This is a genomic window from Herbidospora sp. NBRC 101105 (genome assembly GCF_030269205.1).
GTDB classification, from domain to species: domain Bacteria; phylum Actinomycetota; class Actinomycetes; order Streptosporangiales; family Streptosporangiaceae; genus Herbidospora; species Herbidospora solisilvae.
In genome coordinates this window covers 1,250,688-1,272,453 of sequence record NZ_BSSX01000001.1, presented here as the reverse complement: position 1 = coordinate 1,272,453, position 21,766 = coordinate 1,250,688, and the positions used below count along the sequence as shown (strand labels likewise).

The window sequence follows — 21,766 nt, the reverse complement described above, 5'->3', positions numbered from 1 at the left end:
CGCAACGACATGAACCTTGCAGATCAGGACATGGCCGGACATGACGAAGGGGGCCTCCCCTGTCCCGGGAGACCCCCTTCGCGCTCGTGGAGACTACGCCGCCGCCGACTGCCCCACCTTCGCCGGGGTCAGCGCGATCTCCAGGACCTCACGCACGTCGCCGACGGCGTGGACCTCGAGGTCGGCCAGCACCTCGGCCGGGACGTCGTCGAGATCCGGCTCGTTGCGGGCCGGGATCAGGACGGTCGTGATGCCCGCCCGGTGGGCGGCCAGCAGCTTCTGCTTGACGCCGCCGATCGGGAGGACCCGGCCGGTCAGCGACACCTCACCGGTCATCGCCACGTCGCTGCGCACCGGCCGCCCGCTGAGCAGCGAGGCCAGCGCGGTCGTCATGGTGACGCCGGCCGAGGGGCCGTCCTTCGGCACCGCGCCCGCCGGGACGTGGATGTGGACCTGGCGGTCCTTCAGCGACCCGACCGGCAGCTCCAGCTCCGCGCCGCGCGAGCGCAGGTAGGAGAGCGCGATCTGGGCCGACTCCTTCATCACGTCGCCGAGCTGACCGGTCAGGGTCACCCCGGTCGAGCCGGTCTCGGGGTCGGCCAGCGACGCCTCGACGTAGAGGACGTCACCACCCGCGCCGGTCACCGCCAGGCCGGTCGACACGCCGGGCACCGAGGTGCGCTGGCGCGACTCGGGCAGCGACGACTCGGGCACGTGGCGCGGCCGGCCGAGGTAGCCGACCAGGTCGGCGTCGGTGACGGTCAGCGGCAGGGTCTTGTCGCCCAGCGAGACCGCCGCGGCGACCTTGCGCAGCACCCGCGCGACCGCCCGCTCCAGGGAGCGCACGCCCGCCTCGCGGGTGTACTCCCCCGCTACGCGGCGCAGCGCCTCGTCGTCGATCGTGACCTCGTCGGGGGTCAGGCCCGCCTTCTCGAGCTGCCGGGGCAGCAGGTGGTCGCGGGCGATGACGACCTTCTCGTCCTCGGTGTAGCCGTCGAGGGTGACGACGTCCATGCGGTCGAGCAGCGGGCCGGGGATCTGCTCCAGGGCGTTGGCCGTGGCCAGGAACAGCACGTCGGACAGGTCGAGCTCGACCTCGAGGTAGTGGTCGCGGAAGGTGTGGTTCTGCGCCGGGTCGAGCACCTCCAGCAGCGCCGCCGTCGGGTCGCCCCGGTAGTCGGCGCCGACCTTGTCGACCTCGTCGAGCAGCACGACCGGGTTCATCGAGCCGGCCTCGCGGATCGCCCGGACGATGCGGCCGGGCAGCGCGCCGACGTAGGTGCGCCGGTGGCCGCGGATCTCCGCCTCGTCGCGGATGCCGCCCAGCGCGACCCGGACGAACTTGCGGCCCATGGCGCGGGCCACCGACTCGCCGAGCGAGGTCTTGCCGACTCCGGGAGGGCCGGCCAGCGCGAGCACCGCGCCGGACCGCCGCCCGCCGACGACGCCGAGCCCCTGGTCGGCGCGGCGCTTGCGGACCGCGAGGTATTCGATGATCCGGTCCTTCACGTCCTCCAGGCCGGTGTGGTCGGCGTCGAGGATCGCGCGGGCGCCGGCGATGTCGTACTCGTCTTCGGTGCGGGTGTTCCACGGCAGGTCGAGGACGGTGTCGAGCCAGGTGCGGATCCAGCCGGTCTCGGGCGACTGGTCGGAGGTGCGCTCCAGCTTGTCGACCTCCTTGAGGGCCGCCTCGCGCACCTTCTCGGGCAGGTCGGCCGCCTCGACCCGGGCCCGGTAGTCCTCTTCCTCGGTCTCGGGGTCGCCGTTCAGCTCGGCCAGCTCCTTGCGGACCGCCGCGAGCTGCTGGCGGAGCAGGAACTCGCGCTGCTGCTTCTCCATGCCCTCCTGGACGTCCTTGCGGATCGTCTCGGCGACGTCGACCTCGGCGAGGTGGTCGCGGGCCCAGCCGACGAGCTTCTCCAGCCGCTCGCCCGCGTCGGGGGTCTCCAGGAGGAGGAGCTTCTGCGCGGTCGAGAGCCAGGGCGCGTAGCCGGAGCTGTCGGCCAGCACCGAGGGGTCGTCGATGCCGTTGACCTGGTCGACGACCTGCCAGGCGCCGCGCTTCTGCAGGATCGTGGTGGTGAGCGCCTTGTACTCCTTCATGAGGGAGCTCACCTTGGCGTCGGGCTCGCCGGCGGCCTTGGCCACGAGGGTGGCCTCGACCCACAGGGCCGCGCCGGGGCCGGTCGTGCCGGTGCCCACGCGGGCGCGCGCCACACCCCGCACCACGGCGGCGGGCTCGCCGCCGGGCAGCCTGCCCACCTGCTCGACCACGGCGCTGACGCCGACCGCCCCGTAGTGCCCGTCGATGCGGGGCACCAGGAGGACCTGCGGCTTCTTCGCGCCGGTGGCCTGGGCGGCCTCGATCGCCGCGCGCACCTCGGAGTCGGACAGATCGAGGGGGACGACCATGCCGGGCAGGACGACCTCGTCGTCCAGGGGCAGGACGGGAAGGATCTCAGTCATGCGTGCTCCTCAGCCTTGAGTTATATGCGCTCAACTAAGGCGAGTCCCATGATGTTCCCAAGCTTGCGTGCGTTCGCTGAGAGCGATCGTAATCGTGTAATCAGGTTTAACGACACTCTGTCATCAAGCTGTTGACGATCGCGCCGAAGGTTTGTGACACTTCGTCATGAACGACACTCTGAGGAGCCTGCCATGGGTTTTGCCGAGGTCCTGCGGACCGCGACCTGGACCGACCACGAGTCCGCGGAGGACGACAGCTACCTGAAGAACCTGATGGCGGGCAGGCTCAGTCCCGAGGCCTACGGCGAGATGGTCGCCCAGCACTACTTCGCGTATGTGGCCCTCGACGGCGCGTCCAGGCGGCTGGCCGGCGACCCCGTCGCCGGGGCCTTCGTGTTCCCCGAGCTCTACCGGGAGGAGGCGCTCGTCCGCGACCTCACGACCATCTACGGCGACGACTGGGCCTCCCGCATCGCCCCCAGCAAGCCGACCCAGACGCTCGTCGCCCGGATCAACCAGGTTTGCGACTGGCCGGGCGGATACGTGGCCCACCATTACACTCGGTACCTCGGCGACCTGTCCGGCGGGCAGTTCATCCGGATGGAACTGCAGAAGATCTACGGCTACGGCAAGGGAGGCGGCGTGGACTTCTACCACTTCGACATCGGCAGCCTCCCCCGGTTCAAGGACGAATACCGCCGCCGCCTCGACGTGCTCGGCGAGAGCCTCGACGAGGCCGGCCGGCAGCGCGTGATCCGGGAGACCCGGCTGGCCTACCAGCTGAACACCGAGGTGCTCGGCGACCTGGGCCGGGTGGCCACGGTGGCGGCCTGACGTGCCGCGCATCTCGGCCGCCACGATCGGCGAGCACCGCGCCCAGACCCAGGAGAAGATCCTGGAGGCCATCGCGCGGCTGGCCCGCAGGCAGGGCATCGACGCGATCTCGATGACCGAGCTGGCGGCCGAGGCCGGCATCACCCGCACCGTCCTCTACAACTACTTCCCCGACAAGACCGCGCTGCTGCTGGCCTTCACCGAGCGGGTGACCCACTACTTCGTCGAGAGCTACGCCCGCGACCTGCCCGCCGACGCCTCGCCGTCGGTCCGGCTGCGCGCGTTCGTCCGGCTCCAGCTCACCGGCCTGGTCGCCCACCCCCACCCGGGGGCCGCCGACCTGTCGGCCACCCTCGGGCCCGACGCCTACCAGCGGCTGGCCGCCCACGTCGCGCCGATGCAGGCGATCCTGCGGGAGATCATCCAGACCGGCGTCGACTCGGGCGAGTTCCAGACCGCCGACGTCGAGGCGTCGGCACGAGCGGTGCTGGCGGTCCTCGGGTCCGAACGCATCCCGCTGACCGAGGGCGGCCGGACCCTGGAGGAGGCCGAGGAGTTCGTCTCGGCCTTCTGCCTGCGCGCCCTCGGATCGGGAGATTAGAGGGTCAGCGGCAGGCCTCCGTGATGGAGGCGGAAGGCGTCTCCGGGGTCGGCCGCGAGGCGCAGCGTGCCGAGTCCGCGGGCGACGCGGTCGAGCATGATCCGGGCCTCCAGGCGGCCCAGCGCCGCGCCCAGGCAGAAGTGGATCCCGTGTCCGAACGCCAGGTGGCGGTGCACGTCGGACCGGTGGACGTCGAACACGTCGGGGTCGGCGAAGACCTCCGGGTCGCGGTTGGCGCCCCAGAGCGACAGGGCCACCCGCTCGTGGGCCGGGATCACGCCCCCGGCCAGGCCGAGGTCGCGGAAGGCGAACCGGGGCGGCACGATCTCGACCGGGCCGCGGAAACGCAGCGTCTCCTCCACGGCCGCCTCCGCCAGCGCCGGGTCGTCGCGGAGGTCCCGCCACTGCTCCGGGTGCGTGAGCAGCAGCCGGATCCCGTTGACGACGACGTCGACCGTGGTCTCCTGACCGGCGATCAGCAGGAGCTGGATCATCGCGACCAGTTCGTCGCGGTCGAGGGCGTCGCCGTCCGCCTCCAGGGCCACCAGCCCCGAGAGCAGGTCGTCGGCCGGGTCGGCCCGGCGGCGGGCGGCCAGGTCGTCGACGTAGGCGGCGAAGGCCAGCGTGGCCGAGCCGTCCCGATCGGAGCCGGAGACGATCGTCGCCGACCAGGCGCGGAACATCGGCCGGTCGTCCTCGGGCACCCCGACGAGCTGGGCGATGACGTTGACCGGCAGCGGGTCGGCCAGGTCGGCCACGCCGTCGAAGGAGCCCAGCTCCCGCGCGCGGGCGACCAGCCGGTCGGCGACCTCGGCGATCCACGGCTCCAGACGTGCCACCGTCCGGGCCGTGAACGCCCTGCCCACCAGCCCGCGCAGCCGGGTGTGGTCGGGCGGGTCGAGGGAGATGAGCTGCCGGGCCGCGATCCGCTCGGCCTCCCCCTCCTCGGGCAGGGCACCGGGGAGCCGGTGGCCGATCTCCGGGTGCCGCAGTCCCGCCAGGACGTCGGCGTGCCGGGCCACCACCCAGAACCGGTTCCCCGCCGGGTCGACCTGCGGAACCGGCCGGCCCGCGGCCCGCACGCGCGCGTAGAACGCGTGCGGGTCGCGGCGGGTGGCGGGCTCCCAGAGCTCCGAGAGCCCGAACTCTTCCGTGATCATCGGGACGTGGCGGCGTACTGCCTGACGATCTCGGTCGTGACCACGTCCCCCTCGACGGTTCCGGTGACGGACACCGTGACCTCACCGGCGGGCAGTGACGCGGCGCGGACCGGGAACTGCTGGAACGCCGACTTGCACGGCGCGACGCCGGTGAAGGACTTCGAGCCGTGGGCGGTCTCCACCACGACGTCGACGGGGGCGTCGTGGTCGTTCACCACGCGGACGGCCAGGTAGGCCGAACCGCCGATGAACCGGGCCTCGGCGGTGACCGTGGCCGGGAGCTCCGCTCCGGGCGCGAGCTGGGCCCGCGCGCTGTCGGCGGCGGCGACGATCGCGGTCTTCTGCGCGGCGGTCAGCAGCCCGGCCGCCACGAACGCGTCGGCCGTCGAGTTGACCTTCGCCATGAACGCGGCGTGCGTCGCGAACGGGGCCTGGTCCCAGAGCACGTCCAGGAAGGTCAGGCCGTCGGTGCCGGGTGAGACGATCCCGGTGACCGGCACGTCGTAGTTGGGCAGGCCGTCGTCGCGCTTCACGTTCGGCACGCCCGAGTCCACGTCGCCGAACACGATCTTCGGCTCGACCCGGCGGAAGTAGGCCGAGTGGGCCTGGGTGTCGCCGACGTACCAGGGACGGAGGGTGAAGCCGCCCGTGGTGAACAGCGGGTCGCCGGCCGCGGTCACGCCGTTCGCCGTGATGGCCGCCCGCGCGTAGTCGCCGTCGCGCTTGAGGTGGCGGTAGAGGGTCAGCTCGCGGTAGGCGCCGCCGCCGGGGTTGCCGAGGATCGGCATGAGCAGCGGGCCCCACATGATCGACTGGGTGTCGGGGCGGTCGATGGCGCGCTCGATCCGGATGGAGAAGGGCATCGAGATCTCGATGACGTCGCCGGCGCCCCAGTTGCGGGTCAGGGTCACGTAGGTGCCCGGGACCGGGGTCTGCAGCAGCTGGAGCACCCCGTTGACCTTCACCGAGTAGCCCTTGACGGCCCACTTGGGCACCCGCAGCTTGAGGGCCAGCTGACCGCCGCCGGTGACGGTCAGCTTGGTGCCGGCCTGGCGCGGGAAGTTCGTCTCCTGGGTCAACGTGAAGTTCTTCTCGGTCCACGTCACGGTCGAGGGCACGAACTGGTTGACCCACAGGGCCGAGCCGTCGGCCGACTTGAAGTAGGTCGCCTCCTGGTACTTGGTGTGGATCTCCAGGCCGGTGCCGCCGCAGCAGGTGCCGGTGTTGCCGTAGGACTTGCCCGCGCCGGGGGTCAGCGGCTGGAAGTAGGTGACCTGCGGGTTGGCCGTACTGGCCGAGTCGGCCCGCGAGCCGGCGAGCTGGTTGAACATCGCCCGCTCGTAGTAGTCCATGTAGGCCGGGTCCTGGGTGTGGAAGAACAGGTTCCGGGCCAGCTTGGCGACGTTGTAGATCGAGCACGTCTCGGCGCCGCCCTGGGCGATCGCGTTGGCGATGTTGTCCCGGTTCTGGAACATCTCGATGTTGTTGTTGGAGCCCGGGTAGTTACCGCCGAGGCCGCCGTGGGAGAACATGCGGTGCGGGACCAGCATGCCGAAGAAGTTCTTCGCGGCCGTCAGGTAGTCGTCGCCGCCGCCCTGCTCGAAGATGCGCAGGTAGCCCGAGAAGCCGGGCACGTGCTGGTTGACGTGCAGGCGGGCGGGTCGCCTGCGGCCGTAGGCGAGCGGGTTGGTGACCGTGAGGATGTCGCGGTTCTCGACGGTCGCGCCGAAGAGGGACTCGCGGTTGTCGAAGAACTTGGCCGTCTCCAGGTGCTTGGGGTCGCCGGTCAGCGCGTGGATCTCGGCGAACACCTCGTTGGCGCCGCCCAGCTCGCCGGCGATGTAGGTGTCCCACATCAGGTTGAGGTTGTCGCGGGTGATCGGGCCCGCGTAGTTCGGGTGGTTCTTGTCGCCGGTGCTCAGGGCGTTGTGCGCCCAGTCGGCCATCTTCACGGCGATGTCGCGGGCCTTGGTGTTGCCGGTCAGCGTGTACGCGTCCAGCAGCCCGCGAATGATCTTGTGCTGGGTGTACCAGGGCGCCCACACGTTGGTGGCGGCGTTGCCGCCGTACTGGGCGTAGCGGGGCGGGCCGACGCGGATGACGGCGTCCTCCGGGATGGCCCCGAGGTACCCGGCGTAGACGGGCTTCCAGAGCTGCCCGCCCGGCTGCGGGACGGCGACGATGCCGGCGGGGCGGTTGTTGGGCGAGGAGTCGAGCGCGGAGGCGCCGTCGGTCTCGTCGAACCGGTACCAGGCGATGTTGCCGCCGCCCGTGGTGCCCGCGGCGGAGGTCTGGAGCGAGGTGATCTCGGCGGCGCTCAGGGCGCGGTCGAAGATGTGGAACTCGTCGACGCTCGCGTTGAGCATCGCGTCGCCGTAGGCCGAGCGGCCGATCCAGACGTTGCCGGGCACGCCGAGGCTGGTCGGGTTGAGGGTCATGTTCGGGTTGGTGCCGGCGACGGCGCCGTTGACGTACAGGGTGCCGACGGTGCCCGAGAGGGTGACGGCCAGGTGCACCCACTGGCCGGTCGGGATCGCGGTCGTGCCGTTGATCTGCTGCTCGCCGCCGCTGCCCGTGGTGGTGATGGCGAACCGGGGCGGGTTGCCGGTGACGCCGGCACGGGCGGTGAGGAACATGTTGACCGCGGTGCTCTGGCCGAAGTCGAAGACCCGGCTCCAGTTCTGCGCGGCGGCGAGGTTGACCCAGGTCGCGATCGTGAAGTCGGTGAGCTGGGACACCGCCTCCTGCGGCAGTTTGACGTGCTCGGCGGTGCCGCCGCCGTTGAGCTTCAGGGCGTTGCCGAACTTCCCGGCCACGCGGCCGATGGGCGGCGCCTCGGGCTCCTCGGGGTTCTCGGGGGCGGTCATGCGGGCGGTGATGGCGTCCTGGCAGGCGCCCAGCTCGTTGACCATCCAGTCGAGCTTGGTCTTGTAGACCGCCTCCCCCTGGTCGGCGTGGGCCTGGGCCAGGGCGCTCATGTAGTGACCGGCCCAGTGGCCGCTCAGCAGGCCGCCGTCCTCCCAGCCGCCGGGAGCGGTCACGCCCGCGGGGTTCGGCCGGCCCGCCTGGTTGTTGAACAGGAAGAGGAACCGGCGTTCGTCGAACGCCTGCAGGAACGCCTTCATCCGGTCGCGCTTCTCCTGCAGCAGACCGGTCTTCAGGCTGATCTCGTGCAGCCGGAACGGCCTGACGGCGGTGTTGCTCCCGGCGCCGACGTAGGGGATCCCGGCCACGGACTCGGTGACGTTCACGGTCGCGGCCTCGGCCGTCCCCGACTGCACGCCGGTGGTCGTCGCGGCTAACGCCACCCCCAAGGCCGACGTCCGCACGAAGGTGCGGCGGCTCATTCCTGACTTCTCGGATGCCGTCATGGCCTTCCCTTCCTTGCCAGCTCGACCCTCGATTGTTAGCGCTAACACAGCTAGAACACCGCTCAGCCGAGGGGATATCTCCTGAGATTGTTAGCGTTCACACAAAGAAGGCACCAGAGCGGCGTGTTCAACCGTTACCGATGCGTTACAGATGGACGAAATCCAGTGGAACCACCGCATTCCCCGCGTCTAGCGTGGGCCGGATGACCCCTCAGCTCGCCGCGCTCTGCATCGACGCGCACGACCCACCCGCGCTCGCCCGGTTCTGGGGCGAATTCCTCGGCTGGAAGGCGGACGGCGACACCACGCTGCTGCCCGCCGACGACACCGGCTTCCGCCTGCGGTTCCTGCCGACCTCGGAGCCCAAGACCCGGCAGAACCCCATGCACTTCGACCTCACCAGCGACACCGACGAGGAGCAGCAGGCCACCGTGGCCCGGGCGCTCGCGCTGGGCGCCCGGCACATCGACATCGGGCAGCTCCCCGAGGAGGAGCACGTCGTGCTCGCCGACCCCGAGGGCAACGAGTTCTGCGTCACCGAGGCGACCAACACCTTCCTCGCCGAGTGCGGGTTCATCGGGGCGCTGGCCTGCGACGGGTCGCAGGCCGTCGGCTACTTCTGGAGCGCGGCCCTGGGCTGGCCGCTGGTGTGGGACCAGAACGAGGAGACCGCGATCCGGTCGCCGCACGGCGGCCCGAAGATCACGTGGGGCGGCCCGCCGCTGCCGGTGAAGACCGGGAAGAACCGGTTGCACTTCGACCTCGCCCAGGTGGAGATCGACCGGCTGGTCGCCCTCGGGGCGACCCGGCTCGGCGCCGCCGAGGGCCGGGTGCTCATGGCCGACCCCGACGGCAACGAGTTCTGCGTGCTCGGCTGATCGTGGTGGACCATGACGGTCACCGCGCCCATCAGCACGGCGGCCAGGATCGTGGCCAGCACGATCAGCGTCATCTCGGTCCGGCCCACCTCCCACTGGAAACGCCCCCGCGCCATCTCGGCGCAGGTGGCGTTCAGCCGGTCGATGCGCGCCGCGAAGGCGCGGTCGTCCTCGCGGAGACGGCGGGCCATCTCGGCCAGCACACGCTCGTCATCCACTGGGGATCCCGCGCCGGGTGACGTGGGGGTACTTGAGGTCGAACGCCGGCCGCTCCGACCTGATGGGCGGGATGCGGTGGAAGTTGTGGCGGGGCGGCGGGCACGACGTCGTCCACTCCAGGCTGTTGCCGAAGCCCCACGGGTCGTCGACGTCGACCCTCGGCGCGTACTTGGCGGTGTACCAGACGTTGAACAGGAACGGCAGCGTCGAGACGCCGAGGATGAACGCGCCGACCGAGGAGACCACGTTCAGGGTGGTGAAGCCGTCGACGGCGCTGTAGTCGGCGTACCGTCGCGGCATGCCCGAGATGCCCAGCCAGTGCTGCACCAGGAACGTGGTGTGGAAGCCGATGAACAGCGGCCAGAAGTGCCAGCGGCCCAGCCGGAAGTCGAGCATGCGGCCGGTCCACTTGGGCCACCAGAAGTAGAAGCCGCCGAACATGGCGAACACGACCGTGCCGAACAGCACGTAGTGGAAGTGCGCCACCACGAAGTAGGAGTCGTGGGCCTGGAAGTCGAGCGGCGGGCTGGCCAGGATGACGCCCGTGATCCCGCCGAACAGGAACGTCACCAGGAAGCCGACCGCGAACAACATCGGCGGCTCGAACGACAGGTGGCCGCGCCACATCGTGCCGATCCAGTTGAAGAACTTCACCCCGGTCGGCACCGCGATCAGGAACGACATGAACGAGAAGAACGGCAGCAGCACCCGCCCGGTGGCGAACATGTGGTGCGCCCAGACGGTGACCGACAGGCCGGTGATCGAGATGGTCGCACCGACCAGGCCGACGTAGCCGAACAGCGGCTTGCGGCTGAACACCGGGATGATCTCGGTGACGATGCCGAAGAAGGGCAGCGCCACGATGTAGACCTCGGGGTGGCCGAAGAACCAGAACAGGTGCTGCCACAACATCGCGCCGCCGACCTCGGCGTCGAAGACGTGCGCGCCCAGCCGCCGGTCGGCCTCCAGCACCAGCAGCGCCGCCGCCAGCACCGGGAACGCGATCAGCACGAGCACGCTGGTCAGCAGGATGTTCCAGGTGAAGATCGGCATCCGGAACATGGTCATGCCGGGCGCCCGCATGGTGATGATCGTGGTGATGAAGTTGACCGCGCCCAGGATCGTGCCGAGCCCCGAGAGCACCAGGCCCATGATCCACAGGTCGCCGCCCATCTCCGGGCTGAACGGCCCGGTCGACAGCGGCGTGTAGCCCGTCCAGCCGAACGACGGGGCGCCCTCGGCGTTGAACAGGCTCGCGGTCACCCCCAGGCCGCCGAACAGGAACAACCAGAAGCTGACCGCGTTCAGCCGGGGGAAGGCCACGTCGGGCGCGCCGATCTGCAGCGGCATGACGACGTTGGCGAACCCGGCGAACAGCGGGGTGGCGAACAGCAGCAGCATCAGCGTGCCGTGCAGCGTGAACAGGCGGTTGTACTGCTCGTTGGAGACGATCTGGAGGCCCGGATGGGCCAGCTCCGCCCGGATGAGCAGCGCCATGATCCCGGCGACCAGGAAGAAGAAGAACGCGGAGATCAGGTACATGTAACCGATCACCTTGTGGTCGGTCGTGGTCAGCCACGACACGATGACCGTGCCCTTGCCCCGTTTGACGGGAGCGAGCGGAGAGGTGATCGGCTCTTGGACGGCCATGGGCAGCGCACCTGTCTGTCATGCGGGACGGCCCGCTCCGGACGATGAACGGCACTCTGATTCGGCCGACGAGAAAATACCCGGCGGCCCGTCGCGCATAACTTGTCCACGTTTTTGCCGCCTCCCGGATTTAGCGTTGACGGGAGAATTCTCCGCGCGTGTGACATGACCACCGGGAACTCGGGTAAGTCGAGATGAATCGCCGATTCGAGTAATCGAGGAGCGTGGATGCTCGCCTTTTATGATCACGAGGAGTCGGAATTCTACGGGCTCTGCGTTGAGGAACTCCTCACCCGCCGACCTGCGATAAGACACGTTCACGAATTCGGCGCCGGCTCCGGTCAGGCCATGGTGAGCGCCATTCAGCGCATCGATTTCCAGGGCCGGATGCGCGGTTTCGAACTCGACGAGACGTCCGCCGCGTCCGCCCGCGAACTGATCCACCGAACCGGCCTGACCGGGCGTTATGAGGTCCGGCACGGCGATTTCTTCACCGGCCTCCACCCGTGGGAGAAACGGCGCTGCGTGGTCGCCAACCCGCCTTATCTCCCCCATCCGGAGGAGCGGCCGGCCTTTCCGCACCTGTCGGGCGGGCACTCGGGCGCGGCCATCAGCAAACGCATCCTGTCGGCCGGGTTCGACACGGTGCTCATGATGATCTCGTCGTACGCCGACCCCTGTTCCGTGCTGGAGCACGCCCGCGACTGCGGGTACACGCTGACGAGCTGGATGGTGCTGCCGCTGCGGATGGGCGAGTTCTCCCGCCGGCCCCACGTCCGGAGCCGGATCGACGCCATGTCGCAGGCCGGCACCGCCTTCGTGGACGGGGAGAGGTACCTGCTGGCCGGCGGGGTCTGGGACCGGGCCGGCGGCGTCTCGGGCGACCAGTCGGCCGTGTTGTCGCGGGTGATGTCCCGGTTCGGGGTGGCCGACCGGCAGCCCGTCAGCTGACGGCCGGGAAGCGGGCGAGGAGCTCCAGCCCGCCGCCCGGGTTGGGGCGCGCCTCCATCGGGGCGCCGTGGGCGCGGGCGATGGCGGCGGCGATCGACAGGCCCAGGCCGGCGCCCTGCGTACGGGTCGTGCCGATGCGCCGGAACGGGGCGAACAGGTCGCCGAACCGCTCGGGCGGCACGTGGGGGCCGGTGTTGGCGACCCGCAGCACGCCGTCGCCGGTCAGGGTGACCCGCGCGGTGCCGCCGGGCACGTTGTGGCGCACGGCGTTGCCCGCGAGGTTGGTCACCAGGCGGTGCAGCAGCGTCCGGTCGCCGAGGACGGCGCAGGGCTCGGCCGTCACGGTCACGGTGACGTCGCCGTGGTCGAGCTCGGCCACCGCGAGCCGGACCACCTCCGACAGCTCGACCTCCTCCGGCGCCTCGATCCCGTGCTCGGCCTGGGCGAGCGTCAGCAGGGCGTCGATGAGGCGCTCGCTGCGCCGGTTGGCGGCCAGCAGCTTGTCCTTGACCGGGCCGACGTCGTCGGGCAGGCCGATCTCGATCGCGGCGCGCTGGACGGCCAGCGGCGTGCGCAGCTCGTGGGAGGCGGTGGCGATGAAGCGGCGCTGCCCCTCGACCGAGCGTTCCAGCCGGGCCAGCATCTCGTCGAAGGTGTCGGCCAGCTCGCGCAGTTCGTCCCGCGGGCCGGTCAGCGAGATGCGCTCGTGCAGGTTCGACAACGACAGGCGGCGGGCCGTCGCGGTGATGCGGTGGACCGGCCGCAGCATGCGCCCGGCGAAGAACCAGCCGACGGCGAGCGAGACCAGGGTCATCGCGACGATGGCCACGCCGGTCACCTCCCACTGGTAGGTGACGACCTCCTCCAGGAGGCGCGGTGCAGGCGGCGGCGGTCCGGCGGGCGGCCGGCCCGGGACGGGGGCATCGGGCGCCGGGGGGCGCGCGCCGACGCTGAGCCGGTGGTGCAGCGACAGGTTGACGCTCGCCAGCAGCACGACGGCCGTCAGCAGGACGAGTCCCGTGTAGGTGAGCGCGAGCCGGGTCCGGATCGTCCTCACAACGTGTACCCCGCTCCGGGCACGGTCCGGATGCACGGCGGGTCGCCGAGTTTGCCCCGCAGCCGGCTGACCACGACCCGCACGACCGTCGTGAACGGGTCGGCGTGTTCGTCCCAGGCCAGCTCCAGCAGGCGTTCGGCGCTGACGACGGCGCCCTCGGCGCGGAGCAGCGCCTCCAGGACGGCGAACTCCTTCAGCGACAGGTGCAGGTGCCGTCCGTCCCTGGCGGCCTGCACGCGCCGGGTGTCGAGCACGATCCCGTGGCGGGTCAGCACCGGCGGCACCGGTTCGCGGCTGCGCCGCCCGAGAGTGCGCACCCGGGCCACCAGTTCGGCGTAGTCGAAGGGTTTGCACAGGTAGTCGTCGGCGCCCAGGCCGAGGCCCGCCACCCGCTCGGGGACCGAGGCCGCCGCCGTCAGCATCAGGATGCGGGTGCGGCCGCCGCGTGCGGCCAGGTCGCGGCAGATCTCGTCGCCGTGCACGTCGGGCAGGTCGCGGTCGAGCACGACCACGTCGTAGTCGTGCACCCCGAGGCGTTCGGCCGCGGCGGCGCCGTCGTAGACGACGTCGACGGCCATCGCGTGCCGGCGCAGCCCCTCGCCGACGAGGTCGGCCAGGTCGCGCTCGTCCTCCACCACCAAGACTCGCATGCCCCGTTCCTACCGGGCGCGGGGTTACAGCGGCGTTAGCGTCCTCGTTCACGGCCGTGCAACGCCCGGCCCGCGACATTCGGCCGTATGACCAAGCCTCTGGCCGCGGCGGCCCTCGCCGCCCTCCTGACCGTGCCCCTGGCCGCCGCCGCACCGGCGGCGGCCGCCCCTCCGGCGTGCACCCGCATGACGGGACCGCCGCCCGCCTCCCCTCCCCCGACGTCGGTCGACACGCTCGGGCAGGCGTTCTTCTGCGTGCTCGACCACTACTACGGCGGACCCGGGCTGCGCACCCAGGACCTGCTGAAGGACGCGTTCGCGGCGTACACGCGGAACCTGCAGAAGCGCGGGGCCGACGTCGCGGGACTGCGGCTGCCCGCGCTGACCGGGGACCGCGAGGCCGACTGGGCCGCCGCGGCCCGCATGCTCGGCACGGGCGACCCGGTGGCGCTGCGCGCCGCCATCGGGGGCATGGTCGCGGGGCTGCGCGACAACCACGCCCGGCACGACACGCCCCGTCCACCACGTGACGGCGGCCCCGTGGGGACCGGCATCGTGGGGGCGTCGGGGATCAGCGGGCCGGGCCTCGATCCGGCGGCCCGGCCGCCGTTCTTCCTCACCGACGTCGTCGAGGGCAGCCCGGCCGACAAGGCGGGCATCCGGCCCGGCGACATCGTGCAGGCGATCGACGGGGTGCCCGTCTGGGTCGGCGAGACGCTGAACCCGCTGCTGGTCGAGCAGGTGCAGCAGCCGTCGTTCACGATCACCCTGAAACGGCCCACGACCGGCAGGGTGCGCACGGTGCGGCTCACCGAGGGCCCGCTGACGCCTCCGGCACGCACCCTGCGGGTCAGGGACGTCTCCGGGGTCCGGTACGTGCGCCTCCCCGGCTTCTACGAAGGCGCCGCCGACGAGGTGATCGCGGCGCTGCGCGGCGGGCCGAAGAAGGTCGTGCTCGACCTGCGCGGCAACGGCGGCGGCTCCCCCAGGGAGGTCGTCAGACTGCTCGGCGCGTTCGCCCACGGCAAGGTCACCAGCCACTTCTGCGGGTACGACGGCTCGTGCACGCCCAACCGGACCGACGACAGCGTGCCCCTGCTCGGCGCCCGGCTCGTCGTCCTGACCGACCGGCGGTGCGCCTCGGCGTGCGAGGACTTCAGCGCGGCCGTCCAGGGCAACGGGATCGCCCCCACCGTGGGCACCCGCACGGCGGGCGCCGTGTCGGGGCCGGCCTCCGCGTGGCTGCTCGGCGACGGCAGCATCGTGGCGCTGCCGTCCGTACGCCATCTCGGCCCCGGGAAGGAGATCATCGACACGGTCGGCGTCCCGGCCGACCACCACGCCCCCATGACCGCGCTGGACCTGGCGACCGGCCGCGACCCCGCTCTGCGCAAGGCGCTGTCCCTTTTGAACGGCTGAGGTTCCTCAGACGGGGAGCGGGCCGCCGTGGCCCGGGATGCCCCGGTCGGGCGGGATCGTGTCGGCGGCGGCGTCGTCGGGGGTGACGCCCTGGGCGCGGGTCAGGTCGGCCAGGCGCCGGTAGTAGGCCGCGACCGCGCCGAGCGCCTCGCCGACCGCGTTCAGCAGCGTGGCCCCCGCCCGCTCGACGACGTCGGCCTCGTGGGTCTCGAACGCCCGCAGGCCCTCCAGGACCGCGGCCTTCAGGTCGCGGAGCAGGCGGACGTCGTGGTGGGCGTAGGCCCGGCACAACGTGGCGACGCGGGTGAAGTCGAGCTCCCTGACGGCCGACACGGTGGTCCGGACCAGCGTGGTCTCCGGCCGGGCCGTCAGGGCCGCCAGGTCGGCGTCGTAGGAGCGGAGGTCCAGGTGGGGGTCGCAGAAGCCGGCGGTGAGCTGCCACAGGGTGCGCAGGTCGTCGCCGAGCACCCCGTCGAGGTAGCTGACCAGGAACCGGCGGTGGGCCTCGACGACGAACTGCGCCTTGAACGGCGTCAGCTCGGCCGGGTCCTCGCCCGCGGTGGCCGCCATGGTGGTGAAGGCGTAGTCGGCGGTCAGCGCGTTCTCCATGCCGACCAGCAGGTAGACGAACCGGACCCAGGTCCGGAACAGCTCCTCCAGCGGCAGCGCCCGCAGCCCCTCCTCGGTGAGCACCACGCCCCACTTAGCGCCGAACTCCAGCCGCCGCAGGTGGCCGATCTGGTACATCGCGAGCTGCGCGTCGATCTCGGCGTGCGCGTGGTGCAGGATCTTCCGGTACGCCGCCGTCGCGTCGAGCCCCACGTGGTTGCGGACGATGTGCGGCCCGCCGATGTGCAGGTGCAGGAACTCGCCGACGTCGAAGACGGCCCCGCCGATCGCCATCCAGTAACCGGCCTCGGCGGTGGTGTGCCGGGCCAGCTCCGACACCTCGAAGCGGGGGCCCTGCTGCGCGTGGCCCAGGTAGGTGGTGAAGACGTCCTGGCTCAGCCGCCCGTCGGCGGTCAGCCGCCGGAGGAACTCCCGGCCGTCGCCGGGCACGATCTCCGCGAGCGCGTCGAGCACGGCGACGGCGAACCGCGCGCTGCCGCACACGTAGACGTGCGCGCCGCGTTCGAGCAGCGCCCACAGGTCGTCGGCCTCGGCCCGGATCACGTCGTCGACCCGGCGGCGCCGCCCGGCCCCGACGACGTGGCGCGTGCCGTCGAAGGCGACCCCGGCGTCGGCGCGGGAGAACGCGACCGACAGGCGCAGGCGGCCCTCGGCCGCCGCGGTCTCCAGGTCGGGGTGGTGGACGAACTCCTCCGGCGACCGGATTCCCAGGTAGAGCCGGTTCTCCCCCGGTCCGGTGCGGGCGGCGGCGAACCCGAGGAACGGCGCGACGCCGGAACCGGCGGCGAACATCACGACGGGCCGGCCGGGGTCGGCGGGCAGCCGGAACCTGGGCGTCGGCACGATCCGGAGCGACAGGTGGCGGCGGCCCTCCTGGGCGGCGCGGCGCAGGAAGTGGGAGGCCGTGCCGCGCCGTTCGCGGGCGTAGGACCAGGGGGTGCGGGCGGAGGTGTAGCCGAGCCCGGCGACCACGAGCCGCAACGTGGTGGCGGCCTCGCCGGGCGGCGGGGCGGAGGCGATCGAGTAGAGGCGGAACGGCTCGGGCGGGATCATCCGGCAGAAGGCGTCCTTCTCCCGGAGGTCGGCCTTCCACAGGCGGGTGACGTCGTAGCCGCCCGCGTAGAGCAGGTTGAGGACGTCCCAGAGCTCCCACTGGTCTTCCATGCGGGCGTCCACGACGCGCTGCCAGGCGCCGACGGCCGTCCGCCTGATGAGCCGTTTGGCCACCTCGCGGCCGATGGGCCGCAGGCGGGCGAAGCGCAGCAGCGTCCGGAGCGGGAGCACGTCGACCTCGCCGAACCCGGCCCGGCCGGCCACCGCCGTCCGCCACTCGGGGGTGAGCGGCACCAGTTCGTCGCCGGTCGCCTGGAGTGCGGCGACGGTGCGGCGCACGAGGTCGTCGTCGTTCTCGGCCAGCACGCCGACCCGGTCGCCCGGCAGGTGGTGCACGCCCTGCCCGGTGACGTCGATGTCCAGGTAGCACGTCCAGGCGCCGGACTGCCCGGTGACGACGCGGCCCCTTCGGGCGGTCCCGAACACCACGGGCGCGCCCACCGGCGGGCGGCGCTCCTCCCGGACGGTGGCCAGCTCGCCGTCGACCTTGTCCCAGGTCCGGTCCTTGAACAGGCCGGTGAAGCGGGCGCCGGTCGTCACCTGGCGGCCGACCTTGAAGGCGACCTCCAGGAAGCCGTAGGCCTTGATGCGGTGCAGCCCCATCCAGCCGCGGTCGCCCACGTAGGCGTCCAGCACGGCGTTGTAGACGCCGCGCAGGGTGCTGTCGCGGGTGTCCTCGACGTACTGGCGCACCGACACCTCGCGGAGCGCGGCCACCAGCTCCTTCCAATGCCGGGGGAAGAAGCCGGCCAGGTAGGTGCTCTGCCGCCCGACCATCGAGCCGTACTCGCGCCGTTCCAGGAACGCGTCGATCGCGTGGACCTGCGGCTGGGCGGTGCCGCTCGGGCTGGGCGCGCCGTCGAAGATCGGCACGCCGGCCGTGCCGACCGTCTTGGCCCAGAGCACCTGGTCGAGCGGGCTGCGGCCCCGGGGGTTGGGGTCGATCTGGGGATAGACGACCTGGGTGACGTACCGGAGCCGGTCGAGGATCACCAGCAGGGAACGCTCCAAGGCGGCCGGATCGTCGGCCACGGCGGCCTCCTGCGCCTCGACCATGGCGCCCAGCACGGGCGTGAGCCCCATCGCGAACTCGGTGGTGACCAGGTAGAAGACCCGTTCGGCCGCGTTGTCCCAGGTCGGCACGAGCAGGTCCAGGTTGTCGAGCACCCGCGGCCCGGCCGGGTCGCGCAACCGCCAGTTGTAGAAGAACAGGTCGATGTACGACACGGCGGGCGTCTTCTTGCCCAGCCGCCGCGACACCGTCGTCCACGGCAGCAGCAGCGAGTCGGGCAGCGCCCTCGGCGGGTCGACGGCCATGTACTGGTAGGCGTGCGCGAACACCCCGAGCATCGTCGAGGCGCGCAGCAGGTAGCGGTCGGGCAGCGCCTCGGGCCGGGCGTCGAGCACCGGCATCGCGTCGAAGGCCCGCCGCAGCGAGAGCCGGCGGAACAGCTCGGGCAACCGGCTGGTCATCTCGTCCCAGGCCCGGTGGGTCTCGGGGAAGGCGAGCAGGGGCGGCTCGGCGGGGAGGAACCCGTGGGCGAAGGACAGGAACCCGTCGAGTTCGTGCCCGGCCCGCCGGTTGAACGCCTCGGCCGCCTCCACCACGCGGCGGGCGGCGACCCGGGGCGGCCCGACCGGGCGCACCATGGTGAGCTGATTGGCGTCGAGGGTGGTCGTGCGGTCGGGGTCGACGAACGCCCAGGTCAGCTCGTAGCGGCCGATGCGGACGCGGTCGCCCGCGGCGAGCAGGCGCCGGGTGATCCTGACGTCGTTGACGAAGGTGCCGTTGGAGCTGCCGAGGTCGGTGAGGGCCAGTTGGCCGTCGTCCCATTCGAGCCGCGCGTGCCGCCGCGAGACGGCGCCGTCGTCGAGCACCACGGCCGCCGCGCCGGCGTCGCGGCCGAGGGTGACCGGCAGGGTGCACACCCGCTGGCTGGTGGCCCGGGTGTGCCGGTCGGTGAGGGTCAGGCGCAGCTCAGGAATGGTAGATCACCGCACGGCACAGGTCGGCGCGGGACAGCGTGCCCACGAGATTCCCCCCATCGACGACGGGCAGCCTGCGGATGCCGCGCTCGATCATCACGACGGCGGCCCTGGCCAGTTCGTCGGCCGGGCTCACGGTGGCCGTGTCACGCACGACGAGCGGGTCGATGACCCGGTCGGCGAGCGCGCGGCCCTTCTCCAGGAAGATCCGGAACGCGTCGGCGAGGGTGCCGCCGCCGGCGGTCACGTCGTCGAAGCCGGGCAGCATGGCCCGCACCAGATCCTCTTCGGACAGTGAACCGGCGAACCGGCCGTCATGGTCGATGACCATGAGCTGGCCGACCTCCGAGACGCTCACCACCTCGGCCGCCCGTCTGATGGTCGAGCCGAGCCTGATGTGCGCCGGGAACGCCGTCATGACGTCGCTGACCAGCATGCCGGGCCACCTTCCGATCAGTCTCCCGGAGTGTAAATCGGGGATTTTCGGGTGTACAGGTGGGGATTCGTCCTGACTTTTCAGGTCAGGCGAAGTGCACTCAGGGTGTGGCCGGTGGCCGTTTTGAAGAGGTGCTCGGCGCGCTCGTAGGACAACCGGCGGCGGCCGGTGTGCGGGCACAGGTCGCCCTCGGCGGGCGCGCGGGCGGGCGCGGGGCGGCGGCCGGAGAGGAACAGCGGGCCGCGGGTGCGGTCGCCGATGAGGTCCGGGAGCAGCGCGGCGGTCCGGGAGCGCCAGGTGATCCCGGTACGGGACCTGCGGTCGTCCAGGTCGAGGTCCTCGACGTTCAGGGCCAGCACCCGGGTCACCGGGGCGGCCGACTCGTGCAGCAGCCACCACAGGGCCCGCTCCCGGAGCGCCGCGTCCGTGTCGCGCCAGACCGGGGCGGGCCGGGCCTCCGGCCGGGGCTCGGGCCGTCGCACCAGCTCCGCGGCCAGGTCGGGCCGCCCGGCCTGCGCGCAGAAGGAGCGCAGCGCCGCCAGGTGCCGGTTCCACGTCCGGGCCGCCGTGCCGCCCCAGGCCGCGGTCACCACGCGGGCCGTCTCGGCGGGGGTCAGCTTCGCCACCGGGGTGTGCTCGCCGAGGGCCGTGCGGAGCCGCCCTAGCGTCTGCCCGTAGGAGCGGGCCGTCGCGCCCAGTCGTCCGGCGAGGAACGCGGCCACGGCCGGGCCGAGCAAGGCTCCTTCGGGCTCGGCCGCCGGGATCGCGGCGGCGCGCCGTTCCAGGAAGGCGCGTTCGGCGGCGTTGTCGGCCAGCGCCGCCGCCCGCAGGAACTCCCGCCGGGCCGCCTCGGCGCGGCCCAGGCGCAGCAGCAGGTCGGCGCGCACGGCCGGGAGCAGGTGGTAGTCGCGCAGCGCCGGGTCGGCGGTCAGGTCCTCGGTCAGGTCGAGACCCGCCCGCGGGCCCCGGGCCATGCCGACGGCCACCGCCCGGTTGAGCCGCACGACGGGTGTCGGGGTCAGCCGGACGAGCAGTTCGTAGAGGGAGACGATCTGGTCCCAGTCGGTCTCCTCGGCCGACGGCGCCTGGGCGTGGCAGACCGCGATGGCGGCCTGGAGCAGATAAGGGCCGGGAGGGCCGCCGAGTTCGCGGGCCCGCAACATCGCGGCGAACCCCCGGCGGATGCGCAGCCGGTCCCAGCGGCCCCGGTTCTGCTCGTGCAGCGGGATCGGCTCGCCCGAGGGGCCGGTGCGGGCGTCCGCCCGGGAGGTCTGGATCTCCATGAGGGCGAGCAGGCCCCAGACCTCCGACTGCGGAGCCGCCTCGGCCAGCATCCCGCCGAGGCGCAGCGCCTCCAGGGTGAGGCCGGGGCGCATCAGGTCGTCGCCGGAGGCCGCCGCGTACCCCTCGTTGAAGATCAGGTAGACGACCTCCAGCACCGAGGCGAGCCGCTCCGCCGCCTCCGCCGGGCCGGGCAGGTCGAAGCCCACCCGGTGCTCGGCCAGCGTGCGCTTGGCGTCGGCGATCCGCCGGGCGATCACCTGCTCGCCGGTGAGGAACGCGCGGGCGATCTCCGCGTTCGTCAGCCCGCCGAGCAGCTTCAGGGTGAGCGCGACCCGCGCCGGGGGCGGCAGCACCGGGTGGCAGGACAGGAACATCAGCCGCAGCGTGTCGTCCCGGTCGTCCTGTCCGGTGGTGTCGCCCTGGCGCAGGTCGTGGGCCAGCCGGCCGTGGGTGAGGTCGTGCCGCCGCTCGGCCCGGATGTGGTCGATCGCCCGGCGCCTGGCCACGGACATCAGCCAGGCGCCGGGGTTGCCGGGCATTCCCTCGGCGGGCCACTGCTCCATCGCGGCGACCAGGGCGTCCTGGGCGAACTCCTCGGCCAGGCCGACGTCGCCGACCAGCCGGGTCAGCGCGGCGATGATCTTCGCCGACTCCAGCCTCCAGACGGCGTCGATCACTGGACTCTGCGGATCTCGCTGACCCCGTCACCGACGATCCGGCGGAAGCGGCGGGCCAGTTCGAGCACCTCGTCCCGCGACCGCACCTCCACCAGGGCGAAGCCGACGGCGACCTCCTTGGCCTCGGTGAACGGCCCGTCGGTCACGGTGAACTCCTCCCCCGAGGAGGTCATCCGCAGCCCGCCGGGCTCCAGGCCGCCGGTGGCCAGCAGCACGCCCTTGGCGCTCATCTCCTCGATGAAGGCGCCCATCTCGGCGAACAGCTTCTCGTCGGGGGCGGGGGTGTTCTCGTCGGCCAGGCTCAGCAGCAGGTAACGCATCTCGGTCTCCGTTCGTCGTCCGGTGTCTGTGCCTGTACGTCGATTCACGGATGTGACAGGGAAC

Annotated in this window: 15 protein-coding genes; 5 read left to right on the top strand and 10 right to left on the bottom strand. The window is 72.0% G+C overall.

What is annotated here, in order from left to right:
* Positions 1-93 precede the first annotated feature (93 nt).
* Positions 94-2,466, bottom strand: a complete 2,373-nt coding sequence (gene lon / locus QSK34_RS05680; RefSeq protein ID WP_285580682.1) for an endopeptidase La — start codon at positions 2,464-2,466, stop codon at positions 94-96.
* A gap of 192 nt (positions 2,467-2,658) precedes the next feature.
* Between lon and QSK34_RS05675 the strand changes: the two genes are divergently transcribed.
* Positions 2,659-3,300 carry a biliverdin-producing heme oxygenase gene (locus QSK34_RS05675; protein ID WP_285580678.1) on the top strand — a complete coding sequence of 214 codons (642 nt, stop codon included), beginning with the start codon at positions 2,659-2,661 and terminating at the stop codon, positions 3,298-3,300.
* Position 3,301: 1 nt separating this feature from the next.
* A complete protein-coding gene (locus QSK34_RS05670; RefSeq protein ID WP_285580675.1) occupies positions 3,302-3,901 on the top strand; it encodes a TetR/AcrR family transcriptional regulator in 600 nt (199 codons plus the stop codon).
* On the opposite strand, the gene QSK34_RS05665 is transcribed toward QSK34_RS05670, so the two are convergent.
* Positions 3,898-5,061 (bottom strand): cytochrome P450, encoded by a 1,164-nt coding sequence (locus QSK34_RS05665; RefSeq protein WP_285580669.1) that lies wholly within the window; start codon positions 5,059-5,061, stop codon positions 3,898-3,900. The genes QSK34_RS05670 and QSK34_RS05665 overlap by 4 nt on opposite strands.
* Positions 5,058-8,408, bottom strand: coding sequence for a beta-L-arabinofuranosidase domain-containing protein (locus tag QSK34_RS05660; RefSeq protein ID WP_285580658.1), 3,351 nt, complete (start codon positions 8,406-8,408; stop codon positions 5,058-5,060). The genes QSK34_RS05665 and QSK34_RS05660 overlap by 4 nt, the downstream gene beginning before the upstream one ends.
* Positions 8,409-8,635: 227 nt before the next feature.
* On the opposite strand from QSK34_RS05660, the gene QSK34_RS05655 reads away from it, so the two are divergent.
* Positions 8,636-9,310 (top strand): VOC family protein, encoded by a 675-nt coding sequence (locus tag QSK34_RS05655; protein WP_285580655.1) that lies wholly within the window; start codon positions 8,636-8,638, stop codon positions 9,308-9,310.
* Positions 9,311-9,520: 210 nt separating this feature from the next.
* Here the strand turns inward: QSK34_RS05655 and ctaD are convergent, their stop codons facing one another.
* Positions 9,521-11,179: an aa3-type cytochrome oxidase subunit I gene (ctaD, locus tag QSK34_RS05650; protein WP_285580652.1), complete on the bottom strand. Its 1,659-nt coding sequence runs from the start codon at positions 11,177-11,179 to the stop codon at positions 9,521-9,523.
* Between the two features lie 348 nt (positions 11,180-11,527).
* Here ctaD and QSK34_RS05645 point away from each other — a divergent pair, with 348 nt between their 5' ends.
* On the top strand, positions 11,528-12,130 hold the full coding sequence (locus QSK34_RS05645; RefSeq protein WP_285580648.1) for a class I SAM-dependent methyltransferase: 603 nt from the start codon (positions 11,528-11,530) through the stop codon (positions 12,128-12,130).
* On the opposite strand, the gene QSK34_RS05640 is transcribed toward QSK34_RS05645, so the two are convergent.
* Together QSK34_RS05640 and QSK34_RS05635 are read right to left on the bottom strand one after the other, a co-directional pair.
* Positions 12,123-13,187: a sensor histidine kinase gene (locus QSK34_RS05640; RefSeq protein WP_285580644.1), complete on the bottom strand. Its 1,065-nt coding sequence runs from the start codon at positions 13,185-13,187 to the stop codon at positions 12,123-12,125. The two genes, QSK34_RS05645 and QSK34_RS05640, sit on opposite strands and share 8 nt — an antisense overlap.
* Complete coding sequence (locus QSK34_RS05635) at positions 13,184-13,837, bottom strand: response regulator transcription factor (RefSeq protein ID WP_285580640.1); 654 nt, start codon at positions 13,835-13,837, stop codon at positions 13,184-13,186. Before QSK34_RS05635 ends, QSK34_RS05640 begins: the two co-directional genes overlap by 4 nt.
* A gap of 87 nt (positions 13,838-13,924) precedes the next feature.
* Between QSK34_RS05635 and QSK34_RS05630 the strand changes: the two genes are divergently transcribed.
* Positions 13,925-15,256: a S41 family peptidase gene (locus QSK34_RS05630; RefSeq protein WP_285580636.1), complete on the top strand. Its 1,332-nt coding sequence runs from the start codon at positions 13,925-13,927 to the stop codon at positions 15,254-15,256.
* A gap of 6 nt (positions 15,257-15,262) precedes the next feature.
* Here QSK34_RS05630 and QSK34_RS05625 read toward each other — a convergent pair whose 3' ends face one another.
* The 4 genes from QSK34_RS05625 to QSK34_RS05610 form a co-directional block, all read right to left on the bottom strand.
* Entirely contained in the window at positions 15,263-18,928 is a 3,666-nt protein-coding gene (locus QSK34_RS05625; protein WP_285580634.1) for an FHA domain-containing protein, read from the bottom strand.
* 49 nt (positions 18,929-18,977) lie between these two features.
* Positions 18,978-19,421, bottom strand: a complete 444-nt coding sequence (locus QSK34_RS05620; protein WP_161478251.1) for a CBS domain-containing protein — start codon at positions 19,419-19,421, stop codon at positions 18,978-18,980.
* Between the two features lie 80 nt (positions 19,422-19,501).
* Positions 19,502-21,382, bottom strand: a complete 1,881-nt coding sequence (locus tag QSK34_RS05615; RefSeq protein ID WP_285580632.1) for a DUF6596 domain-containing protein — start codon at positions 21,380-21,382, stop codon at positions 19,502-19,504.
* On the bottom strand, positions 21,379-21,702 hold the full coding sequence (locus QSK34_RS05610) for a YciI family protein (protein ID WP_161478253.1): 324 nt from the start codon (positions 21,700-21,702) through the stop codon (positions 21,379-21,381). The genes QSK34_RS05615 and QSK34_RS05610 overlap by 4 nt, the downstream gene beginning before the upstream one ends.
* Positions 21,703-21,766: the final 64 nt, after the last annotated feature.